This is a genomic window from Brevibacillus sp. M2.1A, assembly GCF_013284355.2.
Lineage (GTDB): Bacteria > Bacillota > Bacilli > Brevibacillales > Brevibacillaceae > Brevibacillus.
The window spans coordinates 871,680-890,463 of the sequence record NZ_JABSUY020000001.1 but is presented as its reverse complement, the minus strand read 5'-3'; the positions used below and the strand labels follow the sequence as shown (position 1 = coordinate 890,463).

Sequence of the window (18,784 nt, the reverse complement as noted above, 5' to 3'; positions counted from 1 at the left end):
TTTCGAAGTAGAGGGACACCTATTAATGGTGCCCCTTCATTACTTCATCCTTATCGTAACATCTGGATAGCGCCCCACAACATCTAAATAGGAAGCATTTGGATCACCCTTAAGATTCCGATCCATGAAGGCTAGCGATACTTCGTTAATAATGGTGTGATTGCGCCGCACTTCAGGACTAAGTGCTTCCATCAGTGGTGAATACAGAGGAAAATCTGTAAAGCTGAGATGCCCCGCCTGCCAGATATCCAACTCCACACCTGATTGAGCTAATACTCGCTCTCGCCGCCCTTCTTCGGCTAGTTTCATCTCCGGCGAATCCTCCAGTTCTGGTAATTTGAAGCCTCCGTTCATAATCATCAGCGGTTTCGTTAACGGTTTGTCACGATCCTCACCATACAAGTAGCCATCCATATTAATACCTGCTTTAAATACAGGATTCTTGTATAGAACATCCACCGCAGTTGCACCCCCAAAGGAGTGACCGATAATGCCAACACTAGAAAAGTCAGCTCGATGGGCAAACGGACTCTCCGTTACCCTTTCACTCATGTCCATAAGCTGCTGAAGGGCAAATTCGATATCCTGCGTCTGCTCCTTGATAACCGGAATAGAAGCATGATTCTGTACGTCGTATTCCATAGGGAGATGAGAGCTCGTGTCTATGAAAGGAGCATAGCTGCCATCTGGATAAACAGAGATCATCGCCGTCCCTGGATGCTCGACCGCCGCTACAATATAACCGTGGCTGGCTAATTCAATCGCTTGAAACGTATTCGTGAAGCGGCTACCTAGCATATTCCCGTGCGATAAGAAAATGATTGGTGCTTCTTTTAAGTCTGAGGCGAAGGAAGTTCCCGCGTAAGTATGCGTCTCCACCTGTTCGAGGTAACTCAATACTTTCCCAGAAAATCCGTATCGTTCCTCGATAGCTTTGGCAAACGCCGGCAGATTGGAAATGTATTTACCCGGAGTAGCAGAAGATGACGAATCAGCTGGATACCAGATCTGCACATTGATCTTTCTGGAAGTCCCGTCACTCCCTATGCGAGAGTTGTCCGACCATGTGTAGGTAACCGTTCCTACTCGATAAGCGCCAGTTGGTCTCTCAAAGGAAAAGATAGGTAACATAAATGGCAGACAAATGGCGAGTGCGCTGAGCAGAAAAGCCGGCACACTGAGTAAAATAGATTTCTTCCATTCCCTATCCCTTATCGTGTTCCGGTAAGTCCTGACTCCGTACATGCATAGGATCATTAGTGCAACCAAATAGGCTGGACCCATTTGCCAACGCGCCTTTTCAAAAATTAGGTGAAACAGCCCTGTAACGACCAGCAAAATAGGCATTCCCCATAGAACTAGCCGCCCTGGGGCTTTCCGAGACCAAATTAAGTACCACAATAAACCTATAGCCAAAATGACAAACACAACTTCAAAAATCCGCATATGGATGCTGCCTCCTTCAGACAAATGTTTTATACAAATTAATATTTAATTAAACTTAAATATAAGGCGCAGGTTAGCCAGGACATTCGCCCGTCTCCTGGGCCCCAGCCGCTCACCCTTGTTTCGTAATTATTCAACCGTCTTTCGCGTCTGCTCTTCCTCAATAATTCTCCGGAACTTCAACATTATTTCCTTTAGCGCTACCAAATCTTCGTAAGGAAGCTTGGAATAGAAGCGCTCTATGATCGACAATTCAATCTTGCGGCTTGTTTCGATATAGTTCACTCCGGCAGTATCCAGCTCCACAAAAATTTCCCGGCGATTCCCGGGGTTAATCGAACGTTTGACTAACTGGCGCTTTTCCATCTTGTTCAACATTTGGCTGACTGCACTTGCCGTGATGTCCATTTGCTTTGCCAATTCCCCAGTGAGCAGTCGACCGCGTTCATGCAGCAAGTTAATCATGATGATCTGGCTATTCGTAATCGTCTCATCCAGCACATCCGCGTATTCTTGCGTCAGCATCACCTGACAAGCATACTCGATTTCGTTTAGCTCCCGGACAAAAGCGACGAGATCTTCATTCATTTAACCACCCCTAACAATTAAGTTAACTTAACTATTAAAATAAACGATAATCTACGACTATGTCAATTCTCGTGTGTTCAAATCCCAGCTTGTTTCACATAAAATGGAACTACGAAAAAGGAGGGATCTCTAAATGGCTACCTTAACGTATCACGTTGCCGTTTCGCTAGACAATTTCATTGCCGATCAAGCCATGATGGACGGAAATATCGACAGCACTCTCTTTTTATTTGAGGGAGAACATGTACCGGACTTTTTATCTGAAATTCAGGAATATGATGCAGTGCTGATGGGCGCCAAAACCTACGAGTTTGGGTTTAAATTCGGTGCCAAGCCGGGCGAACCAGGTTATAAGGGAATCAAGCATTATATATTCTCAAACTGCATGCAGTTTGAATCCAACGCGGAAGTCGAGCTGATCAAAGGCGACGCCGTTGAATTTATCAAAAATCTCAAACAGCAAGAAAACGGCAAGCTGTGGCTATGTGGAGGGGGTGAGTTGGCAGGAGCGTTACTGGCACATCAACTGATTGATCAATTAGTGCTGAAAGTGAATCCGGTGATGGTCGGTGAAGGTGTCCCGCTATTTGGAAGTGCGAAGCCACGTCTCAAACTCGAGTTAGTAGACATGAAACAGTACGCGAACGGCGTAACGAAGCCTACGTACAACATTGTTTATATATAATGTCACAAAAGAAACGGGACCGCATCAATCGGCCCCGTTTCTTTACCTTCTGTCATATGATTACGTTACATCCTGCAGCTCACGAGCTGGAGCCTCTGCTGCTTTTTGAATCTCCATTTTCCGTATGCGATGCTTGTCTTTCTTTCGGATCGTAAAGACGAGATCATCGTATTGCCATTGGATACCTTCTTTGAGCGTCGGATTTTGACTGTATAGCCAGCCCCCGATGGTATCGAGTTCTTCTTCATTAATATTGGCGTTGAGCAAGTCGTTAACCTCGGAGAGAAGTACCTTTCCGTCCACAATCACATGGCTATTCTCTTCCACAATTTCGATCTCGGCTTTTTCCTCCGCGTCGAACTCATCACGAATCTCCCCTACAATTTCCTCCAAGATATCTTCGATCGTAACCATTCCGGAGGTTCCGCCATATTCGTCCACCAGGATCGCGATATGCGTTCTTTGTTTCTGCATTTTTTTCAAAAGGTCTTTTACAGGAGTCGCCTCTGAAACCATCAAAAACGGTCGGATGAGCTTGGAAATATCCAAATTCGGATCATCGGCATAATTCAGAAAGAACTCTTTCGTGTTAATCATCCCGATAATATGATCTTTATTCTGCGATATAACCGGGAAACGGGTATACTGCTCTTCTTTCATGATTCGCAGGTTTTGCTCAAGGGTATATTCCTTGTGCAAGCAGCTCATATCTGTCCGGGGGACCATAATCTCGCGGGCAAGCATCTCGTCAAAAGCAAAGATATTGCTAACGTATCCATACTCAGACTGATTAATTTTGCCGCTCTCATAGCTTTCCGTCAAAATGATTCGCAGCTCTTCTTCTGAGTGACTTTCTTCGTGCTCCTTGGTCGGTTTCATACCAAATGAACGCACAAGCAGAGCAGCCGAGCCATTCAGCACCCAGATCGCAGGGTACATCAATTTATAGAACCAAATAATGGGTTTCGCACAAAGTAAGCTAACCGCTTCTGCCTTTTGGATCGCCACTGTTTTCGGTGCCAGTTCCCCGACAACCACATGGAGAAACGTAACGAGCGAGTAAGCAATCACAAACGACAGAACTGCCACGACTTGTTCGGGTAAAAACGGCGTAAGAAACGGGCTAATGATGCTTTCAATCGTCGGTTTCCCCAATACCCCCAAGCCAATGGCTGTCAACGTAATGCCCAACTGACACGCTGACAAATATCCATCCAGGTTACTAACTACTTTCTGAACAGCAAAAGCATTCTTTCTCCCTTCCATGACCAATTGGTCTACACGGCTCGGGCGAAGCTTTACAATTGCAAATTCAGTTGCCACAAAAAAAGCGGTAGCAAAAATCAGAAAAGCAATTAGTAACAAATTCATGGTTAGCAATATCCTATCCCCTCTTCATTAGAAGTCTTACGTTTTCATTGTACGAAACCCCGCCCCTTCACATCAACGTCCGCTTATATCTGATTTCGTCTTAATTGTTTGATTATAGGCAGTTTTGCTATTTCTGGTCACTCACCCTCACAATTGCTGATTACAGGCATTGCATACTCACTCAATGGTCCCCAGCTCCAACACGACCGGACAATGATCGCTCCCCATCACCTGTGAGTCAATTCCCGCCCCGAGCAACGACGGAGCCAATCTCTCAGACGCGAGAAAATAATCAATACGCCATCCGATATTCCGCTCTCTCACTTTCGGCATGAAAGACCACCACGTATATGCATCTGTCTGATCCGGATAGAAATATCGATAGGTATCCACAAACCCGGCTGCCAGCAAGTTCGTCATCTTCTCACGCTCTTCAGGAGTAAATCCAGAATTACCGCGATTGGACTTCGCATTTTTCAAATCAATCTCTTGATGGGCGACATTCAGGTCCCCACAAACCACAACGGGCTTCTTCGCATCTAGCTGCAATAAGTAGTTCCGAAACCGATCCTCCCATACCAGCCGATAATCCAATCTCGACAAATCACGCTTCGCATTCGGGGTATATACCGTCACCAGATAGAAATCATGGAACTCCAGCGTAATGACTCGTCCCTCAGGCTCATGGTCTTCTTCCAAGCCATAGCGCACAGATAGTGGCTCCATTTTTGTAAAAACAGCCGTTCCGGAGTAACCCTTCTTCTCTGCGTAGTTCCAATATTGATGATACTCCTCGCCGATCTCCATCTCGATTTGACCTTCTTGCAGCTTCGTTTCCTGCAAGCAAAATATATCAGCGTTCACTTCTTTGAAGTATTCATAGAAACCTTTGTTTACACATGCGCGAAGTCCATTTACATTCCAAGAAATCAATTTCGTCATCGCTAATCTCCTCATCGCTATTTGATAGAATCCATGGTACACTATCTTTGTTTTCAATTATAGGAGGTTACGATGATGGACATTGCAATGGGCATCGCATTCATGAGACTTCGTTAAAATCGACAAGACCCCATTAGGCTCAGCCATTTTTAAAAACGGAATGGTATGGGTTTATTTTTGTTTGGATTGATTTTAACTATTCATGAATGAGGTGTTTTTGTTATGTCAAAAAACAATGTAGAGCAAATGCTTGCAATCGCGAAAAACAACGGAATCCTTGTAGACCCAACTACCGTGAAGGTGAATGAATCCGGCTTAGACTTCCTTGCTATTTTTGCAAGTACGATAGATGGTGTTCCATGGGTATTGCGCCAACCGCGCCGGGACGATGTCGTGGAGACAGCCCGTTATGAGAAAAAGGTGTTAGATCTCGTTGCAAATCATCTACGTGTGGAAGTGCCGGATTGGCAGATTCACACCTCTGAATTCATCGCTTATCCGATCCTGGGTGGCACACCATTGGCGACGATTAATATGGAAACAAAAAGTTATGAGTGGTATTTGAATCCTGAATCACTACCTGAATTGTGTATCCAAACATGGGCGGAAGCATTGGTCGCATTACACGGTATTCATCATGATCTCGCTCGAGATGCTGGTATCCGCGTCAAGCAGCCTAGCGAAGCACGAGCAAGCCTTCGAGAAAAGATGAATGAAGTCAAACGCGTCTTTGGCGTTTCTGGGGCGCTATGGGATCGATGGCAAAAATGGCTTGCGGATGACACATTCTGGCCTGCCCATTCTGCTCTTGTACATGGTGACCTCCATCCGGGGCATATCTTGGTTGCTGAAAACGGCAAGGTAACAGGGCTCCTGGATTGGACGGAGGCCGAGGTAGCTGATCCTGCTGTTGATTTCACGGTTGTCTACCTGTTGTTCGGAGATACTGGCTTGGCGGATTTCATCCAACGGTATGAGAAAGCAGGAGGACGTGTATGGCCGCGCATGCATGAGCATATCGTCGAAATGACGGCTGCGTATCCTGTCACTCTTGCGACCTTTGCGCTGAAATCAGGGCTGGAAGAGTTCAAGATCATGGCACGACAAGCTCTGGGTGTTGATGAAAACGGCACAGAGATCTCTTAGATATACCAACCACCGTCCCTGATTGGAGGCGGTGGTTTTTTATGTAAATAGCTCCATTGAGCCATTACTGGCTTGGAAATAAGGTGTTACAATAAATCGGCTCATTTGGACAATCCTTTACTAAACAGATGGAGTGAATAGGATGAAGCGAGGACTTCTTATTGGCATTGGTGCTGTAGTCGTAGTAGCAGGCGTGCTTTCCATTCCTGTTGAGGCAGGCCCCTCACCCGATACACGAATCATATTGGAGCACACGAAGAAGACGTATATTTCACCGCCCTGTTATGAGCAAGCCAACAAAACGAACAATCTAGCCGAAGCTGATATTCAAAAAGCGAAGGAATTGAATTATCAGCCAGAATCCAGCTGCACGGCAAATTCCCTTGCCCCCATCAAGCAACCGATTGCTTCCGTGCTCGCCGTAAATCTCGGAATCAAACAAAGCCGCTGGGATTGGTAATCGAACGTTGGTTTAAGAAACGTGAATCGAAAATATAAAGGCTTTATCCATAAAAAAAGAGCGTTAGCTATAGCAGCTAATGCTCTTTTTTTGATTAATAGTACGGAGAAATCATGAGGTAAACAATGACACCCGTCGCACTGACATACAGCCACATCGGCATCGTCCAGCGGGCGATTTTTTTATGCTTTTCCACCTTCATGTTGAGTCCACGTGCAGTCGTAATCAGCGCAAATGGAACGATAATCGCCGACAACAGGATATGTGTAATCAAGATGAAGTAATAAATCGGACGCAGAATTCCCTCTCCCCCGTAGGAAGTACTAGGTGCCATTCCGTGGTAGATCACATACGAAACCAGGAAGAGAGCTGTTGTAGAGAAGGCTGCAAAAATATATCCCCGGTGCATCTTTATGTTTTTGAACTTCACGATGGAAACAAGCGCGGCAATCAAAAATATAAAGGTAAAACTGTTCATGACCGCATTAAAAAACGGTAGAAACGTTAGGTCGAGATGGCTGAAATCATTGTTTTTCGGCATGAAGTACAAGATGGCGACAAGCGTGTTAATCGCTATGGTGAGAATAACGATAATCGGTGTATAGTTGCGTTGTTTCATTCTTATGCTCCTTTTTTCTCAGATCATGAATGAGTATCCCGCTTTAGTCTACCCATTGACGAGCCCGGACATTGGCGGCCACAAGTGGTTAGCCAGTCCAGTCATCCTAATGATAAACGAAGTAGGTATGCCGTACAAAGGCGATTTGATGAACAAAAAAAGGACCAACAAATGTTGGTCCCCAGACTGAAGAGAAACCCCCTTTTTGGGGGATTTCTTTTTGGTATTGTTCCAGCACGAAGTGCTGAAAAAGAGGTAGCCTGCACCTAACTTGCCTTCGCTAGGTGTAGTGCTATCTTTTTAATGTTTTGAACTGTTGCTGTCATCAATGCCTGCTCTTGGACATTTTCTCGTCCGCGTAACCTGCAATAGCGAAGCCCATGCAGTTCTTTAGCATCTGCAAAGCTTCGCTCTATGGTTTGGTATCTTAATCTATACAAATATTTCCCTGATTTACTTAAACGGTTCTGTCGAACCCATTCCTTACTCTCTTCCCAAACGTGCCTGCTTATCACCTTTTGGTGATTTTTAGATCGGGTACACTCAGCAAGCCTCGGACAAGTTTTACATGTTTCTTTATCGGACTTATATATCCTGTATCCGTTTCGATCGGTAGTCGAATAAGTAAGCTTATGTTTTTGAGGGCATACGTACACGTCAAGCTCAAGATCATATTTAAAGCGCCATTTAGAAAAAAGACCTTTAACAGGTGTAAAGGCACGATGACCGATGACAGCAAATACATTTATATCGTGAAGTGCCTTGCAGATTGGAGTAGTTAGATAACCTGCATCTAATGCAACAGCTTCAATTGAATCCTTAAAACCAAACTTCTCGATTTGGAGATTCAGCCTATCTATGTAAGGAACGGAATCATGGACATTGCCAGCAGTCACATGTACATCGGTAATAATATTGTACTTATGATCGACGGTTCGGTGATCAAGATAGAAAAAGCCTTCGGGCTTGCCGTCTCGAACCATGTAGCCACTTTCTGGATCAGTGGTGCTCACCTTGATTTCCTTTTCTTCCTTCACACCCTCTCTAGGCTTTAATCCTTTTTTCCATGTACTTCACGGTCTTCATTAATTGCTGCCTCTAAATCTTTGAGGTAGGCACGACTCGTTTTCTCGATGACATGCTTCTTAAATTTTCGTTTATTCGCATTTGCTTTAAGATGCGTGGAATCACTTATCAAGACACGTCCACCGATCATTCGATTCTGAATAGCCAAGCGCACAATTTCATCAAAAATCTCCTGAAAAACATTTGTATTTCTAAAACGAGTTCGACGATTCCAACTGATTGTTGTATGATCTGGAACTCGATCTGTTAAAGAAAGGCCAAGAAACCAACGATAGGCAATGTTGGTCTGAATTTCTTTTTCGAGCTGCCTCTCTGAGCGGATACCGTAAAGGTATCCAATGAAAATCATTTTAAATAACACAATAGGATCAATGGAAGGTCTACCGTTATCTTCGCAATAATATTGACGTACTTTTTCTCGGATGAAGGAGAAATCTATATGCTTTTGAATTACCCTTAATAAATGGTCCTCCGGGACCAATTCATCGAGGCATACAAATTCGTAATGCATTTGTGGATTTTTATCATTGGAGGAAAGCACAATTATCACCTACTGTTAAATGATATTATAAAAATAATAACACATTAACGCGGTGTCGCTTTAAAATTAAGTGAAATAAAAATGGCTGTCGACTTTCTCGACAGCCTGAGGACCAACAAATGTTGGTCCCTTATGTTATTTCTTGTTTGATTGCTCATCCAGTGGTACGGCCTTGTTAATTCCGAGTGTAAAGAAGCTAATAACCACAATCGCCAAGAAGACAATTCCGGCAATCAGGGAGACGCGTGTCTCATCATTGATCCACATACCGATAAGTACCATGATGAGAAAAGCAATGGTCAAATAGTTGGTCACTGGGGCAAAGGGCATTTTGAATGGATGCTTGTCCATTTCAGCACCCTTTGCTTTTCGGAATCTGATTTGACTGATCAAAATGACAAACCACGGAACCATACCCGGCAGAACACTCGCACTGTACACATAAACAAAGAGATTTTCTGGGGCGATATAGCTTAAGATAACGCCAATGCCCAGACCGATCAGAACACCAATCGTACCTAACAACGGTACACCATTCGAAGACAGCTTTGTAAATACTTTCGGGGCTTGGCCATTTACCCCTAAGGTATACAGCATACGCCCTGCACTATAAATCCCGCTATTACAGCCAGACATGGCAGCAGTGATCACGACAAAGTTAATGAGACCTGCCGCTGCGGTAATGCCGATTTTCGCAAAAGTAGCAACGAACGGACTGCCGATTGCCTGCAATTGATCCCAAGGGTAAACGGTTACAATAACAAAGATCGCACCAATATAGAAAATCAAAATGCGCCAAATGATATTTTGGATCGCGCTTCTTAATGTCTTTTTCGGGTCTTTTGCTTCCCCTGCTGTAATCCCGATGAGCTCGACACCTTGATACGCCCCGATCACCAAGGAAAGGGCAAAGAAAAAGCCTGTCCAACCACCTGTAAAGAATCCGCCATTTTCCCACAGATTCGATAATCCGATTGCGATTCCATCATTTCCAATGCCAAAGAAAATCAATCCAAACCCTGCAATAATCATCAAAACGATCGTTACAATTTTGATCATAGCGAACCAAAACTCAAATTCACCAAATGACTTCACAGAAACCAGGTTCGCTATACCGAGTATCACCATGGCAATAATACCAGGTATCCAAGCCGGCAAATCTGGGAACCAGTACTTCATATACGTCCCGACGGCAATGATCTCCGCCATCCCGACAACGACCCACTGGAACCAGTTACTCCAAGCCGTCATATAACCTGCTAACGGATGGATATACTTATGCCCAAAGGTCGCGAATGAACCAGTACTCGGTTCCAAATACAACATTTCACCCATTGCACGCATGATGAAAAAAATAAAAATTCCTACAATTGCATAAGCTAGCATGACGGATGGTCCCGTCCATTTGATCGTGCTGGCAGACCCCATAAATAGCCCAACACCAATCGTACCGCCCAAAGCAATCATCTGAATATGACGGGCTTCCAGACCTCTCTTCAGTTCCTTGTTTCCCACGTAAGCTTCCTCTTCCTCTCTGCTGTTGGCGGTATTTCGGATAGCTTCTAGTCATTCTCGTTTTATTGATTGAAAAACTGCCCCTTAGATATCCCTTCACTTCTTATCAAGCATTCCTACTAGTTAGTAAGATTATTCACCTCTCTCGTCTTACACTATATTGGTAGACTACTTCATATATTTTAATATGTTTTTATAATATCTACAATTATATTTACAAGGAAAATACTTGATGATCAAAGATGATTGCATTCAACCAGAAGAAAAATACATGACAAATCAATTAATTCTAAATGTGATTCTACTTATATAAGGATAAGCAGTATGAAAATTTCCCAGCTAAGAAATACTATCAGCGATTTCAAAATAGGAGGAAATGGAACCATGGAGCACTATTTGGCCGAACAGTATCGAGAAGGACTGCAAGCTTTTGGACAGCTGATGCCAGAGGCCTTGCGAGCATATAATGAATTCACCAGCCAATGCTTTTCGTCCGGTGAATTGTCATCCAAGCATAAGCACTTGCAGGCACTGGCTATCTCCCTTTACTCCGGAAATGAGCACTGCATTGTCTATCATTTGGAAGCAGCTCTCAACGACGGAGTTTCCCAAAAAGAAATTGCTGAAACAGTAGCAGTAGCCGGAGCATTCGGCGGCGGAACTACCCTTTCGCATGGCGTCATATTAATCAATGATGTGATGGAGGAAAAACAGGGAACGATTCAATGAGAAGATGCCGAAAATTCCTGTGCCATTGCGTTTACAAGAGCATACAAAAGCACAACAATCGCCGAGACCTCCCTCGAGCGGTTGTTGTGCTTTTTGCCTCCTCGACTATTTCGGATTAAGCGCTCTTGCCATCGCATCCACATAGCTTTGGCTGGCACGCTTGCTCACTTCCGCTTCGGGGACAAACACTTCAAAGCAGTGGTAGCATCCGGGATATAGATGAAATTCTACGTCTACCCCCGCTTGTGCAAGGCGCGTCACATATTCGATCGTCTCATCTCGGAACAGATCGAGCTGTCCTACGCACGTATAAGTTGGCGGCAGCCCCTCCAAGCTGTCTGCTCTCGACGGCACCGCATATGCGGATACCTGACTGTCGTCGGCATCTTCGCCCAGGTACATGCTCCACGCAGCCAAATTGTTCATCCGGTTCCAGGTTGCATTCTCCGCCTCGATTTCATAGCTGGACGCTGTACGATTACGGTTATCGATCATTGGATACAACGGCATTTGGAAGATAAGCGCCGGTCCGCCTTTGTCGCGAGCCATTAAAGCAAGGGCTGCGGTCAGCCCCCCTCCCCCGCTTGCACCAGCAATCGCAACCCGATCCACATCGATGCCGAGTGACTCAGCTTCGTCTGTCATCCACGTTAAACCGGCGTAACAGTCATGGATGGCAGCTGGATAAGGGTGCTCGGGAGCCAGACGATAATCGACCGATACGACGACACAATTAGCCGCTTGTACGAAGCGTTCGCATAAAGCGTCGTCCATATCAGGGTGCCCCAACACATAGCCTCCTCCATGAATCCACAGCATAGCCGGAAGCTTACCGCCTGTTCGCTTGACGGGCTCGTATATTTTCGCCAGCATCTCTCCTGCTGCGCCTGGAATCATTCGACTTGTGGTACGTACATGCTCCGACTTCACAATAGGCGGATTTTTCAGCATAGCCCTGCTCGACTCCAAATTTTCTTCCAGTTGAAAACCAGGGAATTGTGCTAATGTTTGCCTTAATTCCGGCAGTACTCGACGATGAAAGTCCACGTGAATCCCTCCATTAAGCCAATGTTGATTCTTGCTCTGTCTCTGCTTCCCACTTGGTTATTTCCTCTCGCACCCGAGGCGCTACCTCTGTTCCCAGCAGCTCAATGGCTCTCATTACCTGATCATGCGGCATCGTGGATATCGGTACATACATCATAAAGCGCGTTATGCCTACCTGTTTGCGAAGGTGGATGATCTTTTGGGCCACCGTCTCCGGATCACCCACATACAATGCCCCCTCCAAGCTGCGTGCGGCATCGAAGGTAGCACGGTTATAATGCGCCCAGCCCCGCTCCCTTCCGATTTTATTCATTCCTGCCTGGGTAGAAGGAAAGAATGTATCTGCCGCCAGTTCCGTATCTTCTGCAACAAATCCCAGTGAATGGGACCCAACCGTTAATCGCGATACGTCATGACCCGCGTGCATGGCCACCTTTTTGTAAAGCTGCACAAGTGGCGCAAACTGCCGCGGACTCCCACCAATGATCGCCAGCATCAGCGGCAATCCCAGCAGACCCGCACGAACAACCGATTCCTGATTGCCCCCGCTCCCAATCCATATGGGTAAAGGGTTCTGAACAGGCCGTGGATAAACGCCCAAATTCTGAATAGCTGGCCGATGACCGCCCCGCCAGGTTACTTTTTCGGACGCCTGTATTTTCAGGAGCAGTTCCAAATGTTCTTCAAACAGCTCATCATAGTCATTCAAGTCATAGCCGAACAGGGGAAAAGACTCGATAAAGGAACCGCGTCCCGCCATAATCTCTGCCCGTCCATTCGAAATGCCATCGAGTGTAGCAAAATCTTGAAAAACACGCACTGGATCAGCCGAAGAAAGCACTGTCACTGCACTGGTCAGCCGAATCCTTTTTGTCAGTGGCGCAGCCGCAGCCAGCACCATAGCTGGAGAAGAAGCAGCATAATCCTTGCGATGATGTTCACCTATGCCAAATACATCAAGCCCAACCTGATCAGCGAGGACGATTTCCTCGACCACTTCACGCAATCGCTGTGCGTGGCTCATCACCTCACCTGTCTGAACATCCGGTGTCGTTTCCACAAACGAAGTAATCCCAATCTCCACAGGCCATCTCTCCTTTTGCAAAACTTGTATCAGTCAACAGCTCTGGAACTAGAATAGTTTCATTTGAAATATCTCCATTTCGAACTATTTCAGTAACTCTATTTCCCTGGGATAGCCGAAACGCGTCTCGTCACTGCCCAATACACCAGAGCCAACGCACTGACAGAGGCTCCGAGCAAGCATACTCCCTCCCAGCCAAAATGCGCATATGTATAGGTCGAGGCAATGGATCCAGCAGATGAGCCGATCGAGTAGAAAACCATATAGCCCGCCGTGAGCCGACTCCGCGCTTCTGCACCCAAGGTGAAGATCATGCTTTGATTCGTAACATGCACGGCCTGTACCGCCAAATCAAGCAAAACTATACCGATCACCAAGGCAAATAGCGACTGTTCTGTATAGCTGATGAGCAGCCACGATAGTAGCAATAGACTCAAGGCAAAACCCGTCGTTCTCTGTCCATAACCCCGATCTGCAAGCTTCCCTGCCCTCGCTGCGGCTAACGCTCCGGCAACCCCTGCGAGACCAAACTCCCCAATCGCCGTGTGCGACAGAGATAGTGGCGGCGCACTCAGAGGCAGTACCAATGGCGTCCACAAAATGCTAAAGGCAGCAAAGATCAGCATAGCCAGAACAGAGCGAATACGTAATAACCGTTCTTGCACAAACAACATCAGTACCGATCCAAGTAACTGGAGATAGGATAGCGGCTTTACCTCTCGTACCCTATTTGGCAATACCCGAAATAATACGCAAACCAGTAACAATAGAAAGGCAGCAGAGACCAGATATACGGAACGCCACCCCGCAAGATCTGTTAAAACTCCCGCAATGGTTCGCGCTAGAAGTATGCCAATGACGATTCCACTTGTAACGACTCCAACCACTCGTCCTCGCTCAGCAGGAGCAGCCATGGTCGCCGCAAAAGCAACAATTGTCTGCGTCACAACGGCAAGCAATCCGACTGCAGCGATACCTGCGAATAGTACCGTGCTGGTGGAAGCAGTCCCTACGACAACCAGCGCTACCACAGATAAAAACATCTGACCAATAATCAAGCGGCGCTGGTTCAATAAATCGCCAAGCGGCACAAGCAACAACAGTCCTACTGCATAAAAGATTTGAGTAAGGGTGATCAGAATCCCAATGAGGGAATAGTTAATTCCGAACTCCCTCGACAAATGATCAAGTAGCGGCTGCGCAAAGTAGATATTCGCAACTGACATCCCGCAAGCAACCGCAAACAATAGTGTTACATAGCGAGGCATGGGAGAGCCTTGCACTGAATCCGCCTTCCTATCGGCTTTAGCCGCTACTTTTTCAACAGCTTCCTCCATCTGACTTCACCTTACCTCCTTTCATTTTTCGTTCCGAGCATCATAACATACCGATCAGTACGTTATGATGCCCAGTAAATATATCCCACTATTTCTTTTTCTGTCAACATCATTCTTTTTAGTTATGAATAAACCAGCCTAAAATTGACAAGACAGATGAAAACCAATAAAATATAAAATACCATTCAGTACAAAATATTGGCCGATTAATAGATTTGAATACATGAGTAATGAGAGGTACTCTTTATGGCAAGAACACGCGAATTTGACGAAGAAAAAGTACTAGATGCAGCTATGCAGCTTTTTTGGGAGAAGGGGTATGAAGCTACCTCATTAAGTGATTTAACTTCCCGAATGGGCATCCAGCGTCCCAGTATTTACTCAACCTTTGGGGACAAAAAAGAATTGTTCGAAGCCGCACTACGCAAATACACGATGTCTCGTGCTTCGGAGATACGAACGAAGCTTCAAAACCAACCATCTGTAAAAGAGGCATTTCGCCACTTTTTTAGGGAGGTAGCCGACGAGGAATATACGGAAGGTCTCAGCCGAGGATGCTTTTGCATTAATACCATGGTCGAGCTAGCCCCTCATGATGAGAAATTTGAGATTTTGACAAGGGAACACCAAATGTACCTCTCTGTCATCTTTCAAGAAACGATTGAGCGAGGTATCCAATCAGGTGAACTCGATTCGGGTATAGACGCTAAAGCTACTGCACAAGCGCTTATCGTATCGTTAATTGGACTGACCGTCATCTTGAAATCTCGTCCAAATCGATCATTTGTTGATAATTCGATAGAAGTTACGCTGACGTTACTTAGATAACTACTCGGATCAACTTGGACAAAAAAAGACCAACATCTGTTGGTCTTCTTTCTCTCTATCACTACAACTACTGTGTACGCTCCAATTTAAAACGCTGCACCAATGACTGCAACTCTTCCGCAATGTTGGCAAGATGCGTTGCCGATGCCGCCACTTCCTCCATCGAAGCATTCTGTTCTTCACTGGCTGCGGCGACTTGGTCGACCTCTTGTGCTGTAGCTTGGCTCATAGAGCTCGATTCACCAAAGGCTACCAGCATCGCTGTATTTGATTGCATCAACCGTTCGCTAACGCGGGCCACTTGCGCGAGATGCGCGTCAATGCGGTTAATGGCCTCATACATCTCCGTAAAGCGCTGCTCAACCGATTGTGTCAAATCGCTTCCCGCTGTAGCAGAATCTACACCTTCCTCCGTGCGTCTAACCATGTGAAGCACGCGATTCTGAACCTCACCGATCAGACTGTCGATCTTTTCAGCAGCAGACCCTGTCTGATCAGCCAGCTTGCGTACCTCATCAGCGACGACAGCGAACCCGCGACCTTCTTGCCCGGCGCGCGCCGCTTCAATAGCAGCATTCAACGCAAGCAAATTCGTCTGAGAGGCGATATCCTGGATGAAATTCGTCACCCCGCTAATTTCTTCAGCAACCTGTTTTAATTCCTCCATCTCCTGCTTAGAACGGGCAGAATGTTCCACGATCATATTCACCTGTTGTCTTGCGGCTCCAAGAGACTCCTCTCCGGTATTAGCCAGACCTGTAATGAGCTGCGACATTTCCGTGCTCTCACGCAAGATGCGGATGGCATCATCCAGCTCCTGTTGCGCTTGCGTTGCCGATTGCTTCACGGTATCTATACTCTGATTCATATCGGAAGACATAGACGCTATTTCTTGCATAGAGGCAGCGACTTGTTCAATCGTTTGCACGTTCTCCTCCGAATTCGCAGACAGATGCTGGGAGGAAGCTGAGATTTGCTCGGAATGATCGGTAATTTGACGCAAGACATCTGACAACGATTGCGACATCGTATTAAAGTTGGATTGCAGCTGCCCAATCTCATCCGTTCTTCCACTCTGGATGGACCGGACCGTCAAATCGCCCTGCGCGATTGAGTCAGTCAGTTGCTTCAATTGCAGAATTGGTCGCACTGTGCGTTTCATGAATATCCAAACAAACAGGGCAATGAGGGCAAGCAACAGTACGATGAACAAGAATGAGGTCCGCATCAGTGGCCCCGTTTTTTGATTGATTTCATTCCAATCTATCACGGAGACAACGTTCAATCCGAGTGAATTTTCCTTGTTGAAATGGTAATATTCACGAAGCTCGTTATCCTCCATTTCGAAAGAACCCTGCGCCTGATTACGCATCACCTGGAAGCGCTCGTCTTCAAGCGGCTTGCCCTGCGGGAATCGCGGATGCGACATTGTCACATTGTTCTGATCGAACAAGCTGACATATCCCTTTTCTCCGATCTTGTACGTCTTTACCAGCTCGTTTAAGTGATCGATAGAAACGTCGATTCCTGCTACTCCTTTCCCATCGGGGAGCGTCTTGGCAAACGTAATCACGTAGCTTCCGCTTATCGCGTCGATATAAGGTGGCGTCACAACGACCTGCCCTTTATGCTGCATTGCTTCCTTGTACCATTCACGGGTAGTCGGATCAATTTCCTTTTTCGCCGAGTTGTAATATCGTTTGTCGTAGTACATAAACGCAGCCAAAACATTGTCAATGTCTTTCTCAATGTTGCGGATGCGATCATAGATATACGTATCCGCACTTTGCCCCGGCGGAACTTGAACATCCGCAAAGCTATCGATCGTAGCAGAATAATCCTCGTACGAGTTATTGAGTACTTGTGTAATCATCGTAGTAACCGATTCGACTTGAGACAGCAATTCGTGCTCTAACTGGTTGCGCGCCAGTTGTGTTAAGGTGAGGCTCAAAACGACAGAGGGAACAACAATAAGCAGGACGAGTAAAAACAGGATCTGCTTTGATAGCGATGCTTTATAACCAGTAATCATTTTCTTTATCATCTGTGATGACTCCTCTCTAGTGAAGTAGAATAACGAGTTGCAACGCAAACAACGCCCCACCGGTCGTCAGAAGGCGCGTTCCTATCAGGTCAGACTTATACCTATGCCCACTTTTCCACGTGAACATTTCTGCAAAGTATATTTCCCCTGTTAGTATCTATTTGAAACTTCACGGCATTGGATAAGTAAAATTTGGAAAAATTCTTTCCGATACAAATAATAACCAAAAATCAGTAATCCGCACTCTGGATTGGCTGCCGTTTTGGTTGACGATTCGATTTATGAAAGGAGGTATCATCATTCATGTTGTCTGTTACACCTAGATATGCCATAAGCTCGTCCGTCCAGTATAGAAGCCCAGGAATTCACCTACAGACGAAAGCCCTGGAGCATGACAGCAACAAAAAGCAGGATCATGTAACGATTAGCCAGCAAGGCCTACAGCTAAGCAATGGAAAAAACGCACCCAATAAGATGCTGCAAAGCCTCATGGAACAAAAGCAAGCCATGCTGGAGAGACGGAACAACTATTATGCGGATGCGGTTGAAAAACTGACAGACCCGAAAGTCATGAAAGAACGACTGGATGAGATGGACAAACAGATCGAGGAAATCGAGACGCAGATGAAACGAATTCAGTTGGAAGAACAACGCAAGGCAAGAGGCACGGATGAAGAGAGCCAGGAACAGAAATCTTCGGATATCGCCCCCGACCAAGAAGAATCATCACTTCAATCCCCCCCTACCCTCCATGCTGTTTTAACGGCCACCCACGACCTCAAGAATATACACAGTGTAAAACGCGCTCAGATTACCTTGGAATTAGAAGCTAAAGCGTGGGAGCCCGCGTCAAAGGACGGAGATTTTACGAAGTCCGAAGAACTAAAGCGGAAAGCAGAAGGCTTGGACGGCAAGCTGCTGAAGATGGCTGACGAGATCGACAAAAAGCTTGAGAATTCTCAAGAGGCTAATCAAACAGAGCGTTCATCTAATGACAAGCAATTAGATGAGCAAAAGAAAAACCCTTACCTGCAACAGCGAATGGAAAACCAACATGCATCTGGAACTACCATCGATTGGATTGCATAGCTTGTAAGCAAGAAACCTCCTGCCGCTACACAGTAGTAGCTCAGGAGGTTTTTTCAGTTTGTTTCCAGAGGAAAATACCGGGAAAGCAGGGCAAATAGCTATCAAAGTGACTGTTAAACAGTTGTTTAAAAGGCGCCGTTGTTCACGATACCGTTTCATCCGCACTCGTCACAGCTGTATTTTTCATCATATAATGAATTGTTGATATGTCAGTAACTCCCCCTAAC

The 18,784-nt window shown here is 45.8% G+C and carries 17 protein-coding genes; 6 read left to right on the top strand and 11 right to left on the bottom strand.

Annotated elements, in window-relative coordinates; genetic code table 11:
• Positions 1-39: 39 nt before the first annotated feature.
• Together HP567_RS04440 and HP567_RS04435 are read right to left on the bottom strand one after the other, a co-directional pair.
• On the bottom strand, positions 40-1,446 hold the full coding sequence (locus HP567_RS04440) for an alpha/beta hydrolase family protein (protein ID WP_173612426.1): 1,407 nt from the start codon (positions 1,444-1,446) through the stop codon (positions 40-42).
• A gap of 129 nt (positions 1,447-1,575) precedes the next feature.
• Positions 1,576-2,034, bottom strand: coding sequence for a MarR family winged helix-turn-helix transcriptional regulator (locus HP567_RS04435; protein ID WP_173612427.1), 459 nt, complete (start codon positions 2,032-2,034; stop codon positions 1,576-1,578).
• A gap of 133 nt (positions 2,035-2,167) precedes the next feature.
• Here HP567_RS04435 and HP567_RS04430 point away from each other — a divergent pair, with 133 nt between their 5' ends.
• Positions 2,168-2,719 (top strand): dihydrofolate reductase family protein, encoded by a 552-nt coding sequence (locus HP567_RS04430; protein WP_173612428.1) that lies wholly within the window; start codon positions 2,168-2,170, stop codon positions 2,717-2,719.
• Between the two features lie 60 nt (positions 2,720-2,779).
• Here HP567_RS04430 and HP567_RS04425 read toward each other — a convergent pair whose 3' ends face one another.
• Entirely contained in the window at positions 2,780-4,099 is a 1,320-nt protein-coding gene (locus HP567_RS04425) for a hemolysin family protein (RefSeq protein ID WP_173612429.1), read from the bottom strand.
• A gap of 168 nt (positions 4,100-4,267) precedes the next feature.
• Positions 4,268-5,032: an exodeoxyribonuclease III gene (locus tag HP567_RS04420; RefSeq protein WP_173612430.1), complete on the bottom strand. Its 765-nt coding sequence runs from the start codon at positions 5,030-5,032 to the stop codon at positions 4,268-4,270.
• A gap of 222 nt (positions 5,033-5,254) precedes the next feature.
• On the opposite strand from HP567_RS04420, the gene mphJ reads away from it, so the two are divergent.
• Together mphJ and HP567_RS04410 are read left to right on the top strand one after the other, a co-directional pair.
• Positions 5,255-6,178 carry a macrolide 2'-phosphotransferase MphJ gene (gene mphJ, locus HP567_RS04415; protein WP_173612431.1) on the top strand — a complete coding sequence of 308 codons (924 nt, stop codon included), beginning with the start codon at positions 5,255-5,257 and terminating at the stop codon, positions 6,176-6,178.
• A gap of 142 nt (positions 6,179-6,320) precedes the next feature.
• Entirely contained in the window at positions 6,321-6,638 is a 318-nt protein-coding gene (locus tag HP567_RS04410; RefSeq protein WP_173612432.1) for a hypothetical protein, read from the top strand.
• Positions 6,639-6,732: 94 nt separating this feature from the next.
• On the opposite strand, the gene HP567_RS04405 is transcribed toward HP567_RS04410, so the two are convergent.
• The 3 genes from HP567_RS04405 to HP567_RS04395 form a co-directional block, all read right to left on the bottom strand.
• Positions 6,733-7,257, bottom strand: a complete 525-nt coding sequence (locus HP567_RS04405; protein ID WP_016742711.1) for a DUF420 domain-containing protein — start codon at positions 7,255-7,257, stop codon at positions 6,733-6,735.
• Positions 7,258-7,523: 266 nt separating this feature from the next.
• Positions 7,524-8,854, bottom strand: a protein-coding gene (locus HP567_RS04400) for an IS1182 family transposase (RefSeq protein ID WP_221867259.1) whose coding sequence is annotated in 2 segments (ribosomal slippage) — positions 7,524-8,314 and positions 8,314-8,854 — 1,332 coding nt in all. Because the reading frame shifts where the segments join, the coding sequence is not laid out codon by codon here.
• A 165-nt stretch (positions 8,855-9,019) separates the two neighbouring features.
• Positions 9,020-10,399: an amino acid permease gene (locus HP567_RS04395; RefSeq protein WP_173612525.1), complete on the bottom strand. Its 1,380-nt coding sequence runs from the start codon at positions 10,397-10,399 to the stop codon at positions 9,020-9,022.
• A gap of 384 nt (positions 10,400-10,783) precedes the next feature.
• Between HP567_RS04395 and HP567_RS04390 the strand changes: the two genes are divergently transcribed.
• A complete protein-coding gene (locus HP567_RS04390) occupies positions 10,784-11,128 on the top strand; it encodes a carboxymuconolactone decarboxylase family protein (RefSeq protein WP_012684054.1) in 345 nt (114 codons plus the stop codon).
• A 105-nt stretch (positions 11,129-11,233) separates the two neighbouring features.
• Here the strand turns inward: HP567_RS04390 and HP567_RS04385 are convergent, their stop codons facing one another.
• The 3 genes from HP567_RS04385 to HP567_RS04375 form a co-directional block, all read right to left on the bottom strand.
• Positions 11,234-12,175 carry an alpha/beta hydrolase gene (locus tag HP567_RS04385; protein ID WP_173612526.1) on the bottom strand — a complete coding sequence of 314 codons (942 nt, stop codon included), beginning with the start codon at positions 12,173-12,175 and terminating at the stop codon, positions 11,234-11,236.
• A gap of 13 nt (positions 12,176-12,188) precedes the next feature.
• Positions 12,189-13,259 (bottom strand): LLM class flavin-dependent oxidoreductase, encoded by a 1,071-nt coding sequence (locus tag HP567_RS04380; RefSeq protein ID WP_173612527.1) that lies wholly within the window; start codon positions 13,257-13,259, stop codon positions 12,189-12,191.
• A 98-nt stretch (positions 13,260-13,357) separates the two neighbouring features.
• Positions 13,358-14,596: an MFS transporter gene (locus tag HP567_RS04375; protein ID WP_173612528.1), complete on the bottom strand. Its 1,239-nt coding sequence runs from the start codon at positions 14,594-14,596 to the stop codon at positions 13,358-13,360.
• Positions 14,597-14,842: 246 nt separating this feature from the next.
• On the opposite strand from HP567_RS04375, the gene HP567_RS04370 reads away from it, so the two are divergent.
• The gene (locus HP567_RS04370) at positions 14,843-15,424 is read left to right on the top strand and encodes a TetR/AcrR family transcriptional regulator (protein WP_173612529.1); all 582 of its coding nucleotides are present in this window, start codon (positions 14,843-14,845) and stop codon (positions 15,422-15,424) included.
• A 67-nt stretch (positions 15,425-15,491) separates the two neighbouring features.
• Here HP567_RS04370 and HP567_RS04365 read toward each other — a convergent pair whose 3' ends face one another.
• Positions 15,492-17,468 (bottom strand): methyl-accepting chemotaxis protein, encoded by a 1,977-nt coding sequence (locus HP567_RS04365; RefSeq protein ID WP_173612530.1) that lies wholly within the window; start codon positions 17,466-17,468, stop codon positions 15,492-15,494.
• A gap of 303 nt (positions 17,469-17,771) precedes the next feature.
• Here HP567_RS04365 and HP567_RS04360 point away from each other — a divergent pair, with 303 nt between their 5' ends.
• Positions 17,772-18,557: a hypothetical protein gene (locus HP567_RS04360; protein ID WP_173612531.1), complete on the top strand. Its 786-nt coding sequence runs from the start codon at positions 17,772-17,774 to the stop codon at positions 18,555-18,557.
• The last annotated feature ends 227 nt before the right edge of the window (positions 18,558-18,784 follow it).